Source organism: Thiosulfatimonas sediminis (genome assembly GCF_011398355.1).
Classification (GTDB): Bacteria; Pseudomonadota; Gammaproteobacteria; order Thiomicrospirales; family Thiomicrospiraceae; genus Thiomicrorhabdus; species Thiomicrorhabdus sediminis_A.
Genome location: NZ_AP021889.1, coordinates 1,244,899 through 1,262,955 on the forward strand (window position 1 = coordinate 1,244,899; position 18,057 = coordinate 1,262,955).

General features: G+C 46.3%; 16 protein-coding genes. 12 read left to right on the forward strand and 4 right to left on the reverse strand.

Annotated features, from left to right (window positions below):
- Positions 1-148: 148 nt before the first annotated feature.
- The 6 genes from hrpA to HRR27_RS05720 all read left to right on the forward strand — a co-directional run bounded on the left by hrpA (position 149) and on the right by HRR27_RS05720 (position 6,555).
- Entirely contained in the window at positions 149-4,126 is a 3,978-nt protein-coding gene (gene hrpA, locus HRR27_RS05695; RefSeq protein WP_173271754.1) for an ATP-dependent RNA helicase HrpA, read from the forward strand.
- A gap of 172 nt (positions 4,127-4,298) precedes the next feature.
- The gene (locus HRR27_RS12850) at positions 4,299-4,814 is read left to right on the forward strand and encodes a c-type cytochrome (RefSeq protein WP_243830893.1); all 516 of its coding nucleotides are present in this window, start codon (positions 4,299-4,301) and stop codon (positions 4,812-4,814) included.
- A 96-nt stretch (positions 4,815-4,910) separates the two neighbouring features.
- Entirely contained in the window at positions 4,911-5,264 is a 354-nt protein-coding gene (locus HRR27_RS05705) for a hypothetical protein (RefSeq protein ID WP_173271756.1), read from the forward strand.
- A gap of 13 nt (positions 5,265-5,277) precedes the next feature.
- Positions 5,278-5,598: a hypothetical protein gene (locus tag HRR27_RS05710; protein WP_173271758.1), complete on the forward strand. Its 321-nt coding sequence runs from the start codon at positions 5,278-5,280 to the stop codon at positions 5,596-5,598.
- Between the two features lie 59 nt (positions 5,599-5,657).
- Positions 5,658-6,074 (forward strand): hypothetical protein, encoded by a 417-nt coding sequence (locus tag HRR27_RS05715; RefSeq protein ID WP_173271760.1) that lies wholly within the window; start codon positions 5,658-5,660, stop codon positions 6,072-6,074.
- A 37-nt stretch (positions 6,075-6,111) separates the two neighbouring features.
- A complete protein-coding gene (locus HRR27_RS05720) occupies positions 6,112-6,555 on the forward strand; it encodes an FKBP-type peptidyl-prolyl cis-trans isomerase (protein ID WP_173271762.1) in 444 nt (147 codons plus the stop codon).
- Between the two features lie 91 nt (positions 6,556-6,646).
- On the opposite strand, the gene HRR27_RS05725 is transcribed toward HRR27_RS05720, so the two are convergent.
- Positions 6,647-6,901 carry a PP0621 family protein gene (locus HRR27_RS05725; RefSeq protein ID WP_173271764.1) on the reverse strand — a complete coding sequence of 85 codons (255 nt, stop codon included), beginning with the start codon at positions 6,899-6,901 and terminating at the stop codon, positions 6,647-6,649.
- Between the two features lie 225 nt (positions 6,902-7,126).
- On the opposite strand from HRR27_RS05725, the gene sucC reads away from it, so the two are divergent.
- From sucC to HRR27_RS05740, 3 genes are all read left to right on the forward strand, one after another.
- On the forward strand, positions 7,127-8,287 hold the full coding sequence (gene sucC / locus HRR27_RS05730) for an ADP-forming succinate--CoA ligase subunit beta (RefSeq protein ID WP_173271766.1): 1,161 nt from the start codon (positions 7,127-7,129) through the stop codon (positions 8,285-8,287).
- A 13-nt stretch (positions 8,288-8,300) separates the two neighbouring features.
- Positions 8,301-9,182, forward strand: a complete 882-nt coding sequence (sucD, locus tag HRR27_RS05735; RefSeq protein ID WP_173271768.1) for a succinate--CoA ligase subunit alpha — start codon at positions 8,301-8,303, stop codon at positions 9,180-9,182.
- A 129-nt stretch (positions 9,183-9,311) separates the two neighbouring features.
- Positions 9,312-10,937, forward strand: coding sequence for an NAD+ synthase (locus tag HRR27_RS05740; protein WP_173271770.1), 1,626 nt, complete (start codon positions 9,312-9,314; stop codon positions 10,935-10,937).
- A gap of 91 nt (positions 10,938-11,028) precedes the next feature.
- Here HRR27_RS05740 and HRR27_RS05745 read toward each other — a convergent pair whose 3' ends face one another.
- A complete protein-coding gene (locus HRR27_RS05745) occupies positions 11,029-11,877 on the reverse strand; it encodes an outer membrane protein assembly factor BamD (RefSeq protein WP_243830894.1) in 849 nt (282 codons plus the stop codon).
- A gap of 199 nt (positions 11,878-12,076) precedes the next feature.
- Here HRR27_RS05745 and rluD point away from each other — a divergent pair, with 199 nt between their 5' ends.
- Together rluD and pgeF are read left to right on the forward strand one after the other, a co-directional pair.
- Positions 12,077-13,120, forward strand: a complete 1,044-nt coding sequence (gene rluD, locus HRR27_RS05750) for a 23S rRNA pseudouridine(1911/1915/1917) synthase RluD (protein WP_173271772.1) — start codon at positions 12,077-12,079, stop codon at positions 13,118-13,120.
- A gap of 12 nt (positions 13,121-13,132) precedes the next feature.
- Positions 13,133-13,942 (forward strand): peptidoglycan editing factor PgeF, encoded by an 810-nt coding sequence (gene pgeF / locus HRR27_RS05755; RefSeq protein ID WP_173271774.1) that lies wholly within the window; start codon positions 13,133-13,135, stop codon positions 13,940-13,942.
- 30 nt (positions 13,943-13,972) lie between these two features.
- On the opposite strand, the gene HRR27_RS05760 is transcribed toward pgeF, so the two are convergent.
- Both HRR27_RS05760 and nadC read right to left on the reverse strand, forming a co-directional pair.
- Entirely contained in the window at positions 13,973-15,988 is a 2,016-nt protein-coding gene (locus HRR27_RS05760; protein WP_173271776.1) for a cation:proton antiporter, read from the reverse strand.
- A 49-nt stretch (positions 15,989-16,037) separates the two neighbouring features.
- Positions 16,038-16,886 (reverse strand): carboxylating nicotinate-nucleotide diphosphorylase, encoded by an 849-nt coding sequence (gene nadC / locus HRR27_RS05765; protein ID WP_173271778.1) that lies wholly within the window; start codon positions 16,884-16,886, stop codon positions 16,038-16,040.
- A 138-nt stretch (positions 16,887-17,024) separates the two neighbouring features.
- Here nadC and ampD point away from each other — a divergent pair, with 138 nt between their 5' ends.
- A complete protein-coding gene (gene ampD / locus HRR27_RS05770) occupies positions 17,025-17,600 on the forward strand; it encodes a 1,6-anhydro-N-acetylmuramyl-L-alanine amidase AmpD (protein WP_173271780.1) in 576 nt (191 codons plus the stop codon).
- Positions 17,601-18,057 lie beyond the last annotated feature (457 nt).

Genomic DNA, 18,057 nt, shown 5'->3' on the forward strand with positions numbered 1-18,057 from the left:
TTTGATGGTAAGGCCCACTTAATAATAGATCGGTATCGAAAACCGAATACCACTGACTTAATAAATACTTTTGGTTATTCATAAGTCAATTTTATATCTATATTAGATTTTGTTTATATTATGCGGAAAAATACGCGCTAGTCAACCTATGTTATTGAATTTCCCTAAGAAAAAAAGTGAACTGATACGTTTTATCAATCAAGAATGTCTGATTTTTGATAGGTATACGCTATCGAATGGGCTAAGAGAAAAGCCTGAAGTTATTGAAAGCCTTGAGGAAAGCATGAGTTCGGCTTGGTTAAGTCGATTGTCAAAATCTATTGAAAATGCACGCTCTCGTGTGCAAAAAATACCGCAAATTTCTTTCCCAGAAAATCTTCCGGTTTCCGCTCGGAAAGAAGAGCTGATTGAATTAATTAAAAATAATCAAGTGGTCGTCATCGCTGGCGAGACAGGGTCAGGTAAAACCACGCAAATTCCTAAACTGTGTTTGGCGGCAGGGCAGGGAGTGTTTGGCAAAATTGGTTGTACGCAGCCACGCCGTCTTGCGGCACGCAGTGTGGCTGAGCGGATTGCGGAAGAGCTCGGCAGTACGGTTGGGGATTTGGTGGGTTATCAGGTACGCTTTCTTGACCAAGTAAAAGCGCATAGTTTGATTAAAGTGATGACCGATGGCATTTTGCTGGCTGAAATTCAAAACGACCCGTTTTTGAATCAATATGACACCATCATCATCGACGAAGCGCATGAGCGCAGTGTCAACATCGATTTTCTGTTGGGGATTCTCAAGCAGCTTTTATTAAAACGCCAAGATCTGAAAGTGATTATTACCTCGGCTACCATTAATACCGAGCGTTTTGCAAAGCATTTTGCGCTCAATGGTAAGCCGGCGCCGATTGTTGAGGTTTCAGGGCGTACCTACCCGGTTGAAGTGCGTTATCGGCCTCTAGTCCCTTATGAAGATGAGGTGGGTAATGCGATTGAGCAGGATATGGCAACCGCGATTGCCGATGCGGTAGACGAACTTGAGCATGAAGATCCCTTTGGCGATGTGTTGGTCTTTCAGATTGGCGAGCGTGATATTAAAGAAACCGCGGAAGTGCTGCGTAAGCGCAATTTAAAAAATACTGAAATTGTCCCTTTGTACGCTCGTTTGTCGATGGCGGAACAGAATAAAGTGTTTCAAGTGTCGCAGAAACGGCGGATTATTCTTTCGACTAATGTGGCTGAGACTTCTCTGACCGTGCCGGGAATTAAATACGTTATCGACCCGGGACAAGTGCGTATCAGTCGTTATAGCGTGCGCTCTAAAATTCAGCGTCTACCGGTTGAAAAAATTTCACAAGCCTCGGCGAATCAGCGTAAAGGTCGCTGTGGGCGAGTGAGTGAAGGAATTTGCATTCGTCTTTATGATGAAGAGGATTTTAAGAGCCGGCCAGAGTTTACCGACCCAGAGATTCAGCGTACCTCGTTGGCATCAATTATTCTGACCATGGCGCAACTGCGCTTGGGTTCAGTTAAAAACTTTCCGTTTATTGAGCCGCCGAATGATAAGTCGGTCAATGATGGCTTTCGCCAACTCTATGAAATCGGTGCCTTGGATGAGAAACGTCGTTTAACCGAAGAAGGGCGCAAAATTGCTAAGTTGCCGATTGAGCCAGCCGTTGCCAAAATGGTCATGCAAGCGGAAAAGAATGGCGTTTTGGCAGAGGTCATTGTGCTCGCCAGCGTGCTCAGTATTCAAGACCCACGCGATCTTAATGAAACCAATATGCAAACGGCGCGCCAAGCGCACAAGCAGTGGGATGACGAGCGTTCGGATTTTTTGTTTTTCTTGAATTTGTGGCGTTTTTACGAGCATCAACGTCGTCATCTATCGCAAAGTAAGTTGCGTAAACTCTGCAGGACCAATTTTCTATCGTATATTCGTATGAAAGAGTGGCATGAGTTAACCATTCAGTTGGAACAGAGCTTGAAACGCATCGGTATGCACGTTGGCGAGCTTCATCTTTATGAAGAGGTTAAAGAGGGGAATAAGCTGAGTGAGCGCCTAAGTGATCTGCATTCGACTGCTCTGCATCGTGCTTTGCTTTCTGGTCTACTCGGTAATATTGCCATGTTGGATGATGAGCGTTCCTATCTTGGCACGCGTAATACCAAGTTGTTTATACACCCTAGTTCAGTGCTGTTTAAAAAACGTCCAAAGTGGATTTTGTCTGCAGAATTGGTGGAAACCTCAAAATTGTTTGCGCGCACGAATGCGCAAATCGATGTGCGTTGGGTTGAACAGTTAGCGCCGCATTTAATCAAGCGGAGCTATGCGGATCCCCATTGGCAAAAGAAATCTGGGCAAGTCGGTGCTTATGAATCGTTAACCTTGTTTGGGTTGCCGATTATTACGCGACGCCACTGTAATTATGGGCCGATAAATCCGCAGGATGCGCATAAGCTTTTTTTACGCCATGGTTTGGTCGAGGGGGAATTGTCTTCCAAAGCGGCGTTTTTTGTGCATAACCGTCGCTTAGTGGAGGAGGTTGAACGCCTGGAGTCCAAGTTACGACGTTTGGATTTGTTGGTTGATGATGAACAGGTATATCAGTTTTATGCTGAACGTATTCCGACGCATATCTACAGTCAGCCAGCGTTTGAAAAATGGGTTAAGCGGACCGAGCAAAACGCGCCCGAGCAATTGCAAGCGCTGTTTCTCAGTAAAGAGTGGTTGATGAAGCAGCAGGCTGACGCCCACTTGCAGCAGAACTTTCCAGACCAAGTGGCTTTGCCAAATAAACTTAAAATCGCTGTTGATTACCGTTTTGAACCCGGTAAAAAACAAGACGGTGCAATTTTCAATATTGCGCTAGAACAGCTGAATTTACTCAATCCGCAAGATTTTGAATGGTTAACTCCAGGGTTGCTAATTGAAAAAATTTCTTGTTATATCAAAGCATTACCTAAATCTTTGCGAAAACAGTTTATACCTGCGCCACAATATGCGCAGTTGGTACTTAGTGATATGTCACCGCAGAAAACCGAGCAAGGGCAAGCGGTCCCTTGGTTGTCGCAGTTGGTTTGGGCGCTAAACCGCCGTGCCAATCAGAAGGTACGAAGCGAAGATTTTGGGGAATTGGTGTTGCCGTTGCATTTAACGCCGTACTTTATTTTGTTTGATGCAAAGCAAAAGAAAATTGCAGGGAGTGCGGATTTATTGGCGCTTAAACGAGATTATCAACATCTGGTGGAGGCGCAAATTCAGCGCCACCAAGCCAAACAAAATGCGCAAAGTGTGCTGGTTACGCACTGGGATTTTGGGGATTTGGCACCGGAGAAAACGATCAAGCAAAAGGGTTTGGAGATGGTTGCTTATCCTGCCTTGGCGATGGAAGCTGAACAGATTGTTTTGCGTTTGTTTGCTGACCAGCAAGAAGCAAGAGAGCAGCACGCGCAGGCGGTGTTGGCGTTATTGCGTCGTGAGTTGGTGGATAAAGAGAAGTATTTGCAGAAGAAATTACCACTTCAAAAAGCCTGCCTCTGTTATGCGCCCTATGGGACTTGTGTCGATTTAACCGATGATGTGATTACCCGTGCCTTAATTCAGTTGGTGGCGCATCCTGAGCAATTGCGCACCCAGCAGCAGTTTAACGATGCGCTCGAGGTGTTGCGTATGCAATGGATTGAACAGGCGCAGAGTCTGGCTAAATTAGTTACTGAAATTTTGACTGAACATCAAAAAATAGCTAAGCAAGTGAAAGGTAAGATTAATCCTCGCTGGTTGTTGTCTTTGGCGGATATTTGTCAACAGTTGGATGATTTAATTGTGGCGGGTTTTGTACGCAACACCCCTGATAAATGGTTGCAACAGCTGCCGCGCTACCTTCAGGCGTTGCAAAGACGTTTAGAGAAGATTGATCAAGATCCAAATAAAGACCAGCAGGGGATTCGACAGCTTCAGCCTTTGTTGAATCTGTTTAATGAACGTCTGCAAGACAATGCCTATGCGGGTCGTGAAGACTTAATCGAAATTCGTTGGCTGCTTGAAGAGTTACGTATTTCAATATTTTCGCAACCGATAAAAACTTTGCAACCGGTCTCGATACAGCGTCTTGAAAAACGTTTGCGTCAATTGTGAGTGGGCGGTTTTTGTTTGTGGGTGTAATTGTCATTTGCCTGTTTCTGCGCGCTTGGGTATATTGAATCAACTTACAACGAGAAAGCTGAAAAGGTTGATAAAACCGTCAGTAATCACCATTTTATATGTTGCCCCATTTTGGGTTGATGAAAAGGGACTAAAGGTTAAATTTATGTCAGTAATGATTTCAAAAAAAATGTTTGCACTTCTGGTTATGGCCGGCGTGTTGTCTCTAAGTGCGTGTTCTGAACAGAGTGCTGATGAGCCAAAGGCGGCAGAGACCAGTCAAGCAATGAATAACGCGATGGATGTTAAACAGCCTGAGCCTGTCGCGGCACCGAAGGCGCCATTAGCGGATCCGATGCCAGCGCCAGCAGCAAAAGCGCCGGTTGAGCAAGAAGTGCAAAAAGTGGTTGAGGCTAAAGCTGAAGCGGTGATGGCTGAAGCCGCCACTGGGGTTTCAGGTGAGAAAGTCTATGCGACCTGTGTTGGTTGTCATGGCGCGGCTGGTGAAGGCGGTGTGGGCCCTAAATTAGCCGGTCAAGAGATTGCTGCGATTGTTGAAAAATTGCAGCGTTATAAGTCAGGTGAGCAAGTTGGTCCGATGACTGGCATGATGGCGCCAATGGCTGCTGGTTTATCAGATGGCGATATGCAGGCAGTAGCGGAATATGTTAATGGACTATAAGTCAAAATAATTGCGTTATGATTGAATACAGCGCCTGCCAGTTGCAAAATTGGCAGGCGTTATTATTATCAGTTAAACAATGATAAGAGAGGTGAAATGATGCAAAAATCAACTAAGAATCCGTTGCTACCACTGATGTTGTTCGGGTTTATGGTCGTTGCTCCGATGAGCGTGCAAGCCGACTGGCTAGACAGCGCGAAACAGACGGCGCAAGAGTCATGGGAAACCACCAAGGAAACGGTATCGCAATGGACGCAGCAAGCTAAGGAATCGCAAACCATGCAGTCGGTAAAGTCAGGTACCCAAGAAGTGGTGGAGACCGTTAGTGATAAGCAGACTTATCTTGATGCGTGGCAAGCGACTAAAGAGGGGGCGCAAGTCGCGAAGCAGAAGGTGGTGCAAGCTTATGAAGAAGCGAAAACCACGAATGATACGCCGAGTGCAGATTAACTTGAGGTTCATAATGGAAAATCAGAAAACATCCAATCCTCTCGCTTTGTCTGCAGCGCTACTGGTTTCATTCAGTTTTCTCGGATTGAGCGGTTGCGACAAGGTGGCTAACACAGCGAAAAATATTCAATCCGATTGGGTGGGCTTGGATCGCAAAGTGGAAATCTATAGTTGCATGAGTGGTAAATTGCTTAGGGTGTATGAGGGGGATGTTCGACTTAACCCGGAAGATGCACTTGGATTGTCACTGTTGGTGGATGGTAAAAAAGTCAATACCAATATGTGTTATATCATCTCTGAGAGAGGCGCTAAAGAGCAAATATTAGCGCAATAGTGGCGTAAATTTGCTAAGATGCGTTCCATTAATTTTTCAAAAATAAAGATACTTCTCTCATGAATTTAACCAAAATTTCTAGCTCGATGGTGCTGCTTTCTGTGGTGTTTTTTGCGGCCGGCTGCTCGGTGCAGGGCGGCGCAGAGAAAATTGGTGATGGACTTGGTGCAATTGCCACATCGATTCAGCAATTTGACGCTGATGTGCAGAGTGAAAAAGTCGCTGAAAATGAATTTCGTCTTTGGCAAACCAGTAATGAAAGCTTTAAAAACTTTGAATCACAAAAAATGCGTGCTGTGTCAAAGCAACTCTGTCCAATTGGCTACTTCATTACTTCGCGTCAAATGCGTAGCAGCTCGGAGTTAAAAGCCAGTGATTTGGAATGTATTGGTGGCACTTGTCAGTCTTTATTGGAATGGAATATTCGTTGTCAAGATGTTCCAGAAGAGCCGTTTTCATTATTCGGTAAAACCTGATAAATCTTTTGATTAAATTTGGTAAGTGATTGATAGCATGAGTGATTTATTGCCGCGCGTGCAGGCTGATAGTGAAATTAGTCTGGCGTTTAAAATGGAATTGTTGGGTGGAAGCTTGGTGGAAGAAGCGCCAGAAGATGCCCCACTTCGATTTCAACTAGGGCAAGGCGAGTTCTTAGATAAGCTCGAGGCGTTATTGGTCGGGTTGGAATTAGGTACGACCGCCAAATTGACGATAGGGCCAGAAGGCGCTTTTGGCTTTTCTGATCCACAAAATATTCATTCAATGGATTTGGCGGATTTTCCGTTAGATATGCCGCCGCAAAAAGGACAGGTAATCGGCTTTAGTACGCCGACAGGTCAAGAGGTTCCTGGTACGATTAAGGCAGTTAATGATGGACGTGTTCTTGTCGATTTTAATCATCCATTGGCCGATGCGACGGTGTTGTTTACCGCTAAAATTATTGAGATTCATTCTTAAGGACAGCACGGCATAAGTTCCAACTGACTTGTTCAACTTATTCCCTTTTTCGATGTAGCCAATCGTTTGTAGTTGCTTTTTTATTTTTGGCTTAGCGCGAATTTTTTTGTTTAAATTCTTGTAAATGTTTTTGATTACAAAAGCATTTTTCCTCATCACAAATCGCTTCGGATACTGGTAAGTAGGTTTGACAAACTTCGCAGTGCACCATTTTTTCGCTCGGTTTCTCTGGATGCTGGGTATTTTTGTGCACCTGTTTTGCCATGCGTGTTCTACGGTTATTAATGACCGCCATCACCAATAAAAACACCACTATCACAATTAAAAATAAAAATATTGAGCGCACAAAGTACTCCTGTTGCAGGCTTGTATGAAAAGTTGCCCTATTTTAGCACTCTGAGCAAGATAAAGCGTTTAGTTGCGCCCAATCAGGGATGCAAAAAGCCCATAAAAAAATTACAATAACCGCAATTTTATTCTGTATCGATAAATGCCAGATAAGTCTGTCAGGCTTTTCGTTCGGGCGCATTCAGACCGTATGTCGCGCGCCAATTTCGGAGATGTTTAGTTAATGAATTTACACGAGTATCAAGCCAAGGCGTTGTTTGCGCAATATGGTATCGCTGTCCCAAAGGGAGAGCTAATTGAAAATTTGGCGCAATTGCCTCAGGCTTTGCAGGCAATAGGTTCTCAGACTTGGGTTGTCAAAGCACAAATTCATGCCGGAGCGCGCGGTAAAGCGGGCGGTGTAAAGCTCGTTAAATCTGAAGCGGAAGCATATCAAGTGGCGCAGAGTTTGTTGGGTTCCAAGTTGGCCACGATTCAGACTGCCGGTAAGGCGTTGCCGATTAATTCGCTTTTAATCGAAGAGACCCTTGAAATAGAAGAAGAGCTTTACTTGAGTCTGCTGGTCGATCGCGTTGCGCGAAAGCACACTTTTGTTATTTCCGCTGCCGGCGGCATGGATATTGAAGAAGTGGCGGAGCACAGTCCTGAGAAAATTTTTACAGTCCATATTGACCCACTGGTTGGGGTGATGCCTTATCAGTGTCGCGAAGTAGGTTTTGCTTTGGGGTTAAAAGGCGAGGCGTTTAAACAGCTTGGTCAATTGTTGAATAAATTCTACCAATTGGCGTTAGACAAAGATGTTTCACAATTAGAAATTAACCCGTTGGTTCGGACGGCGGACAATCATTTGGTTGCGCTGGATGCCAAAGTGAATATCGACGCCAACGCGCTTTATCGTCAGCCGGCATTGGTGGAAATGCGTGATTTATCGCAGGAGGATGAGCGCGAAGCGAAGGCATCTGAGCATCAGTTGAATTACATTGCCTTGGACGGTGATATTGGTTGTATGGTCAATGGTGCTGGTCTGGCGATGGCGACCATGGATTTGATTAAATTAAACGGCGGTTCACCGGCTAACTTTTTGGATGTCGGCGGCGGCGCAACGCCGGAGCGTGTTGCTGAAGCCTTTAAATTAATCCTGTCTTCCAAAGAAGTGAAGTCGATTCTGGTCAATATTTTCGGTGGTATCGTGCGTTGTGATTTGATTGCAGACGGGATTATTCAGGCGGTTAAAGAAGTCGGCTTGGCTATTCCGGTGGTGGTGCGTTTAGAAGGCACAAATGTTGAGTTAGGTAAAGCAAAATTGGCGACGAGTGGTTTGAGTATTGTCAGTGCTGACGGTCTTGCCGATGCGGCTAAAAAAGTCGTGGAATTGGCAAAGTAAGGGTTGATCAAAAATGAGTATTTTAATTAATAAAGACACCAAAGTGATTTGCCAAGGGTTTACCGGTAAGCAGGGAACTTTCCATTCTGAACAGGCTATTGCCTACGGCACCAAAATGGTCGGCGGTGTAACGCCAGGAAAAGGTGGACAGACGCATCTAGGTTTGCCGGTATTCAATACGGTTAAAGAAGCGGTTGAACAAGCCGGTGCGCAAGCGTCGATGATTTATGTGCCGCCGGCGTTCGCCGCCGATTCGATTATCGAAGCGATTGCTGCCGGTATTAAAGTGATAACGTGTATCACCGAGGGGATTCCGGTGGCTGATATGCTTAAAGTGCGTGCAGTATTGGAAAATTCCGATGCTTATCTAATCGGTCCGAATTGTCCGGGTCTGATTACCCCAGGAGATAATGGTGAAGGGTGCAAAATCGGTATTATGCCGGGTCATATCCATTTGCCGGGTAAAATCGGTATTGTTTCTCGCTCCGGTACCTTGACCTATGAAGCGGTGCATCAAACCACTATGAACGGTCTGGGTCAGTCGACTTGTGTTGGTATCGGGGGAGACCCGATTCAAGGGATGAACTTTATCGACTGCTTGCGCCTGTTCCAGGAGGATCCGCAAACTGAAGGGATTATTATGGTTGGCGAAATCGGCGGTCAAGCGGAAGAAGATGCAGCGGAATTTATTTCTACGCATGTTACCAAGCCGGTGGTCGCTTACATTGCCGGGGTAACTGCGCCGGCCGGAAAACGTATGGGTCATGCCGGGGCAATTGTTTCCGGTGGTAAAGGAACGGCGGAAGCGAAATTTGCTGCGTTACGCAAAGCAGGGGTGAGTGTTGTTGATTCGCCAGCTGATTTGGGTGCGGCAATGTTGAAAAACTTTCAATAGTTGACCATTCAAAAACGGCGCTAAAGTAGAGTGCTTGCTTTGGCGCTGGCAAACTTTGTTATGAGTTGCAATTCATAACAGTCTAACGCATCTTAAGCGGCTTTTTGCCCTGTCTTAAAAGGAAATCGCATGACGGATACCGTTAAGTTAATCATGGCGCAGATTAACCCGAAAGTGGGTGATATCTCTGGAAACGTCGCGTTGATTCTGCAAACGCTGGCACAAGCAAAGCAGCAAAATGCCGATTTGGTCGTGTTTCCTGAAATGACGATTACCGGATATCCGCCAGAAGATTTGTTATTGCGCGATGCGCTTTATCCGCAGGTTGAACAAGCTTTGTTACAGATTGTGGATGCGTGCCATGATATTGCTTGTGTGGTCGGTTATCCAATGATGGATCAGCTTGGTGAACGTTTTAATATGGCGGCGTTTATCGCCAATCAAAATTTAGTCGCCAGCTATGTTAAACAGCATTTACCAAATTACAGTGTGTTTGATGAACAGCGCTATTTTAATTCCGGCAAGCAAGATTGCGTGGTTGAATATAAAGGGATTAAATTCGGTATTCTGATTTGCGAAGATATTTGGAAGATTTCTCCGGCCGTTCAGGCAAAACAAGCTGGTGCGGAGGTTCTACTCACTTTAAATGCATCGCCGTTCTCGCAAGAAAAGCATCAGGATCGCTTAGCAACCTTAGGGCACCGTGTGAGTGAGACCGGTTTGCCGATTGTTTATGTCAACCAAGTCGGCGGGCAAGATGAGTTGGTCTTTGATGGCGGCTCTTTTGCACTAAGTGCCGATAACGATGTTTGTGTGCAGGCAGCCGAGTTTACGAGCACTTTGGCGACTGTCAATGTTGTCAAGCAAAATAACGCAGTGGTTATTTTGCCAGGGGAGCAGGCAGCACTTTATCAGGATGAGGCACGGGTCTATCAAGCGTTGTTGTGCGGCGTGCGTGATTATGTGACCAAAAATGGTTTTTCGGGTGTGCTTTTAGGGCTTTCTGGTGGCATTGATTCCGCCTTGACGCTGGCGATTGCGGTCGATGCACTCGGTGCAGGTAAGGTGGAGGCGGTGATGATGCCGTTTCGTTATACAGCGCAAATCAGTCAAGACGATGCTGCTGAACAGGCGAAGACAATGGGGGTGAAATATCAATCGATTCCAATTGAGTCGATGTATCAAGCATTTGAGACTGCGCTCCAAGCAACGCTGGCTGGAACTGAGGCGGACATTACTGAGGAGAATTTGCAGGCAAGAATTCGCGGTACCTTATTGATGGCGATGTCGAATAAACAGGGAAAAATGGTGTTGGCGACCAGCAATAAATCGGAAGTCGCGGTCGGTTATTCGACGTTATATGGTGATATGGTGGGTGGGTTTTCACCACTCAAAGATGTACCGAAAACACTGGTCTATGCGTTAGCTAAATACCGCAATTCGCTTTCGTCAGTGATTCCTGAGAGGGTGATTACTCGTGCGCCTTCGGCTGAACTTCGACCTGACCAGACGGATCAGGACTCTTTGCCAGATTATGACTGTTTAGATGCGATTATCAAAGCGTATGTCAAAGAAGATAAAGCGCCACAAGCGATTGTCGAGATGGGGTATGCGGAAGAGGAGGTACGGCGTGTTATTCGCTTGATTGACCGTTCGGAGTATAAGCGTCGTCAATCAGCGCCTGGTGTGCGTGTTTCTTATCGCGCGTTTGGGCGTGATCGCCGTTATCCGATTACCAGCGGGTATCAAGAATAAACTGGATTGGGCGTGCATCTGTCGCGCTTAACAAAAAGGCGCTCGGAAATCTTCCGAGCGCCTTTCACATCTTCACAAATAGGGATGCTGATTAACCGCCGAAGAGGTTTTTGAAGCTATCAACAAAACGATCCCAATAGGTTCGATTCGGTTTGGCTATGTCTTTCATGTTTTCATCGGAACTTTTGGTCATCGACAGTTTGTCGCGGTTAAGCGAGTAAACTTTTAAGGCGTCATCACGATTTTGGGTCATTCCCATTTTGTCGTAAGAATAGGCAAGGATGCGAATGGCTTCGCCAGTTTCGGCAGCGTTTGGATAGTCTTCCAAAACACGGCGCGCACGGTTAGCAGCCGCTAAATAGGCTTCGCGTTCTAGGTAGAACTGTGCAACTTGCACTTCATGGCGTGCCATCTGATTGCGAAGTACTAACAGGCGTTGTGATGCTTGGCGAGCAAAATCGGTATTTGGAAAGCGGTTAATTAAATCCGTATAGTAGCCATAAGCACGGTCAGCAGATTTGGCGTCACGCGTGGCTGGATCGGTAATGAACTTGTCGAGCCAGCTTCGGGTAATTGAGTCGGCTGCTAAGGCGCGAAGATAATAGGCATAAGCCAATTCTTCATGTTTAGGGAACAAGCGCATAAATTCTTCAAGTTCGCGAATAGCTGATTCGGGTTCATCATACCGATAATACGCATACGCCAGCTCAAGATAAGACTGTTCCGCATAGCTGCCGTATGGGAAATACGCTTTCAGTTTTTCGTATTCTTCTATGGCGGCGTCCCATTGTTCCGCTTCAAAGGCGCTGGTTGCATCTTCATAAAATTCGGCAACAGTTTTGTCTTCGTCTGGCTTGTCAATCAAGCTAGAAATAGACGAGCAACCGCTAAGTGAAATGCTTGCCGCGATAAGTGCGGATAAAAACGTTTTTTTCATCATTCTTTTGTACAATACGACATAATCAAAATTGCCGTCGAGTATATCATAAATTATTGGCGGGATAGGTTTAGAAAACACTCTTTCTCGGCCCGTCTGCAAAGTGGTTGAACGTGGCTTTAATGGCCGAGTTTAAGCGCTCTCGCCATGGCTGAATTGATGAGCTTTAAAGCGCGTTAAAGACTAAATTAAGGAGAACTTTTTGTCTGAACAGGTTTTGCACATATCCATCCCCGATGGGGCGATTGGACAGCGTTTGGACGCGATTCTAGCGCAGCAGCTTCCGGACTACTCGCGTAGCCGTATCCAAAGCTGGATTAAAGATGGGTTGGTTGAGATGGATGGCGTGGTTTGTCAAAAGCCGCGTCATGCTGTTTTGGGCGGCGAAAAAATTAAGCTAATCGTGCTTCTTGAGGATAGCACGCAGGTTGAAGCGCAAGAGATTGCCTTGGATATTGTTTACGAAGACAGTGCGATTTTGGTGCTTAATAAGCCTGTTGGATTGGTGGTTCATCCCGGCGCAGGAAATCCTGATGGTACGCTGATGAATGCTTTGCTGCATTATCATCCGCCACTGCGTGAAGTACCGCGTGCAGGTATTGTGCATCGTTTAGATAAAGATACCTCCGGTTTGATGGTGGTTGCTAAAACGGTGCCTGCACAGACGCATTTGGTCGAGCAATTGCAGCGCCATGCGGTTGAGCGTATTTATGACGCCGTGCTGGTGGGGAATTTAAAAAAAGGCGGTACGGTCGATAAACCCTTGGGGAGAAGTCCACAAGATCGCAAGAAAATGGCGGTGCGTGAAGTAGGTGGTAAGCCAGCAGTGTCACATTATCGTGTGTTGGAGCATTTTCGCGCGCACACACGTGTGCGTGTGAAGTTAGAAACCGGGCGTACGCATCAGATTCGTGTCCACATGGCGCACTTGGGTTACGCGTTGGTAGGCGACCCAGTGTATGGTAGCCGTTTCCGAATTCCAAAGCGTATGAATGCCGAGTTTGTTGCATTCTTGCGGGCGTTTCAACGCCAAGCGTTGCATGCCGGTGCTTTAAGCTTGACGCATCCACTGAGCGGCAAAGTGATGAAATGGCGAGCGCCTATGCCGGATGACATGATGGAGCTGGTCGATATTCTGCGTGAAGACGTGGAAATCTTTGAGGAACAGCAGTTGGGTTATGATGAGTTTGATTACGACTATGGTGTGGAAGTGGAGTGGGTCACGGATGACGATATTCCGGATTAAACGAGGCAGTGAATGCGTTCGTCAATTCCGATAATCCAACCAGATTGGTCGGATTCATCTAAAATTCATGCCTTTGCGACTACGCGACAAGGCGGTTTAAGTTCGCCGCCTTATGCGTCGCTTAATCCCGCCTTGCATGTGCAAGATAATCCGCAACAGGTACTGCAAAACCGCCTGCTGATTGAACAGTTGTTGCCGGCTAAGCCGCTTTGGCTGCAACAACAGCACACCACAGATATGGTATATCTGCCAGATTATTATGCTGCCAATCAGTTGCTCGAGTCAGATGCTGGGCCGATTGCCGATGCGGTTTGGACCGATCAGCCAAGGCAACCCTGTGTGATTATGACGGCCGATTGTATGCCTATTCTGCTTGCGGACACGAACGGAGCTTGGGTAGCAGCGATTCATGCCGGATGGCGAGGTTTGCTGGAGGGGATTATCGAAAAGACCTTACAGCAAATTAGTTTGCGTAAATCCTCTAATTTGGCGTCGGTGAAAGCTTGGATTGGTCCGGCGATTTCCCAAGCCCATTTTACGGTCGGCAGTGAAGTGCGTAGCCAATTTCTGTGTGCCTATCCTTTTAGTTCCACTTATTTTGTTGCCAGTGCCGAAGAGGGTAAGTTTCAGGCCGATTTAAATGGCATTGCGGCAGTGATATTGCAGCGTCTTGCTGTAGGAGAGGTGGTGCAGAGCGGACTTTGCACCTACGCTGAACCACAAAGATTCTATTCGTATCGCTATGCTTGTCACCATCCAATGACTCCGCAGCAAAGTGGTCTTACCGGTAGAATCGCTACTTTTATTTGGCTTGCTGATTAACCGACTTTGAGTGAGTAACGAATTTATCGTTTAATTAGGCAGACTGCCAGTGCGTAAATAAAATTCTGCTTTATCGACATCTTCAGGCAGGCCACTGAGGACGACATGGTCGTTTATTCGTAATTTGGTCTCTTTCGATGGTTTGTCACCCCGCACATGGCCACGTTTAATCGCATCAACGCTCACTTGTAACTGCTCAAACGGCATATCCCCCAGGCGTTTGCCTACAGCAAAGCTTTCTTGAGTAATCAAGGCACTGTGAATAATCCCTTTCATCAATTGGTGTGTTTGCAATGGATTGGAAGGGTTGTCGTCTTCGCCAGGGTAGAAGTTTTCCAGAATACGATAGCGGTCCTTGCGAATAATCCGCGTTTTACGCAGCACTTTACTCGGCGGTTGGCCGATCATTAACAGCAGGTGCGAAGCGAGCATGATGCTTGACTCAAAGGTATCCGGTACCACTTCATTCGCGCCGGCTTCAATCAGGTCGTTAAGATGGCTGTCGTCCAAGGTTCGCACTAGCACGGGAATATTTTTATCCAGTTGGCGGATGGTTCGCAAAATTTTCATTGAGGCGTGGTAGTCGCTGAAAGTGATAATAACGATTTTGGCTCTTTCCAGACCGGCGGCGTGCAAAATATTTTGCTTGGAGGCGTCGCCATAGAACACCGCTTCACCGGCGGCACGCGCTTCATGCACGCGTTTAATGTCCATATCCAAGGCTGAAAAGATTTCGTTGGAGCTGTGTAAAAAGCGTCCAACCGTTTGGCCAACACGACCAAAGCCGCATAGAATAACGTGATTGCTGATGTGTTTATTCTGTTCGGCAATGTCGCTTTCGAGTTCTTGATGTCCTTGGGTATAGCTTTCCTTGTGTAAAAAACGCGCAATCTGCCCATTAAATTTAACCAAGAAAGGCGCGATTGCCATGCTTAAAACCGCCGCGGTTAGCAGAATATTGCCGGTATCAATGGGTAAGAGGTTGTAGGTGAAGGCTAGGGTCATGAGCACTAAGCCAAATTCGCCCACTTGCGCTAGCGAGAGAGAGACGCGCGCCGATACGCCGGGTTCTTTTTTGAATAAACGGGCGACAAAATACAGAATCACTCCTTTGATTCCGATGATGGCGATGGTTAACGCCAAGACTTGCAGGAAGTTCGCAAATAGCACATCAATCGAGATAATCATGCCTACAGTGACAAAAAACAGCCCCAAAAGAATATCTTGGAAAGGGCGGATGTCCGATTCAATTTGATGTCGGTATTCGGTTTCCGAGAGCATCATCCCCGCTAGAAAAGCCCCTAGCGTCATCGACAAGCCAAATTCTTCAGTAAAGGCGGCCGCTCCAAGTGCGACGGTCAGTACGGTTAAGGTAAAAAGCTCTTGCGATTTAGCTGACGCGACTTCGTGGAATAATGGTCGCAGCAGGTGGCGACCAATCAGGTGCATAATTACCACCACCAAAATCCCTTTCAAAAAAGCGATGCCCATTGACGACAGTAAGGCGCCGTCTTCGTTACTGCTCATCGCTAATGCTGGAATCAAAATCAGTAGCGGAATCGCCATAATATCTTGAAAGATTAAGATGCCAACGGTGGCGCGTCCATGACGAGATTGAATCTCAGATTGTTCGGTTAACTGTTTGATAACAATAGCGGTTGAGGAGAGGGCGAAAGCACCAGCGATAACAATATTCGTATTGGTGTCCAGGCCAGCTAGATAGCCCAGTAAATAGACCACCACTGCGGTGGTTAAGACTTGCGCGCTGCCCATGCCAAACACTTGCCGCCGCATGGCAATCATTTGGCTGAGCGAAAATTCTAAACCAATCGCGAATAACAAAAATACGATGCCTAATTCGGCTAAGAGTGCGATATTTTCTTCTTGTTGAATCAAGCTGAACCCATGAGGACCGACAATCATCCCGACGATGATGTAGCCCAGAATAGGCGGAAAGGACAAGCGGCGTGATAGCGCAACCGTCAAAACGGCGATTGCGAGCAGTATCACGGCATGAAACAGCATATGTTCTTCGTTAACAGGCATTGAGTCGTTCTCGATTTGGGTCGCAAAGTGATTCGGTGTCTCCTAGACGTCAGTTTGCGTCCATACTAAAGCGCATTGATAAATCAATTGCGCGGACGTGTTTGGTGATTGCACCGGTGGAAATAAAATCCACACCGGTTTGCGCTATGTCGTTGAGATGTTGGATTTCGACATTGCCAGACACCTCTAGTTTAGCGGCGTTTTGTACTTGTTCGACTGCTTGTTGCATCATTTCTAGGGTAAAGTTATCCAGCATAATAATGTCTGCACCGGCGTTTAATGCTTGTTGGACTTCGTCCAGATTTTCGGTTTCCACTTCAACGGTAATGTTTGGATAGTCTGATTTTGCACGGGCTACAGCGGCGGCAATTCCTCCAGCGGCCATAATGTGGTTTTCTTTGATCAGAATTGCATCAAAAAGGCCGATGCGATGATTGGTTGCGCCGCCACAGGCGACCGCGTATTTTTGCGCCAAACGCAAGCCCGGTAGGGTTTTGCGCGTGTCCAATAAAGTGGTGTGCATGTTTTGTAAATGTTGCATGTAACGAGCGGTAATGGTGGCGGTTGCCATCAGAGTTTGTAAAAAATTTAAGGCGGTGCGCTCGGCAGTTAAAATATGGCGTGCGGAGCCGGAAATTTCACAAAGTGTTTCGTTGGGCTGAATCTGTTCGCCTTCCTCTTTTAACCATTGCACTTTGATGCTTTCGTCAATTTGTCTAAACACTTCGTCGAACCATGGGCGTCCGCAGAGAATCGCATCTTCACGGCACACAATTTTTGCGTGCGCTTGATTGTCTGCCGGAATCAAACTGGCGGTCAAGTCTCCACCTTGGATATCCTCGTCTAAGGCTAGTTTTACGGTAAGTTCAATGTTGTCAAAATAGTTAATATCGTTCATTTGTAGGCGTTTTTCTGCTATTGAATCGGCGAAACAAAGCGGTGCAAGCAAGCAAGCGGCACTGCGATTTAATGGCCTTGATTATACAGAATTGAGGCTATACTATCGTTCAATGATGCAAAGGATTTGATTAAAAATATGCGCGTATTACCCGATTTAGGTCTGTTGGAAGGGGTCGAGTATCTGCCTAGCCCGAATTTTGATTTGCGGCCGAATCCACAGGATATCGGCTTGATTGTTGTGCATGGTATCTCATTGCCTCCAAATCAGTTTGGTGGTGATGAGGTGGCGCAACTGTTTACCAATCAACTCGACCCAGCGGCCGATCCGTATTTTGAGAAAATTAAAGATTTACGTGTTTCGGCCCATTTATTTATTCGCCGTGATGGTTCTATCCAGCAGTTTGTGCCATTTCATTTGCGCGCATGGCATGCTGGTGCTTCTGTGTATGCCGGGCGGGAGAACTGCAATGATTTTTCGATTGGGATTGAGTTGGAGGGTACGGATCACACGCTTTATACCGTCAGCCAATATCATGCGTTAGCCGCGGCGATTCAAGCGATTTGGCAAGCGTATCCACAAATTCCAAAAACAGCAATTGCCGGTCATAGCGATATTGCCCCAGTGCGAAAAACCGATCCGGGGCGGTATTTTATTTGGCCTGCGTTAGAGCGTTTATTAGCGCAACCTTTGCAACGCAGTTACGAACTTTGAGACATTTAACTGAGCGCTGCTGCCTGTTTTTGTCAGGTCTTGATATGGCGGCAAACGGCTTTCTTGCTATCTCAAATTCTTCTATGCTTTAAGCCATTTAGACCTGTTCTGTGTTTTTTAGGGGCGTTGCTCTGTGATTGCTTAGTTGTTAATCCGGTCTGAACCTTAATAAATTCTAGGGCTAGGCATTGTATTTTTGATTTTAAATAGGTTGTCGCCAATCAAGATGGCTTAGGCTAAATAGAAGTTGCGTAAGGTTGTGGTTAAGCTGTCCAGCCATCCCGCTTTGGCGCTTTGGGTGGAGAAGGTTGTTGTTTGTTTTCGAATTTTAAGCAGCCTTCACCCGAAGTTTCTAGAACCACTTGACTTGGGATTTTGGCGGTTTTAAAGCCAAATGCTTTACAGCCACGCGGGTTATTAGGCTCCCAAGTGATATAAAAATACTGACATTGAAAAC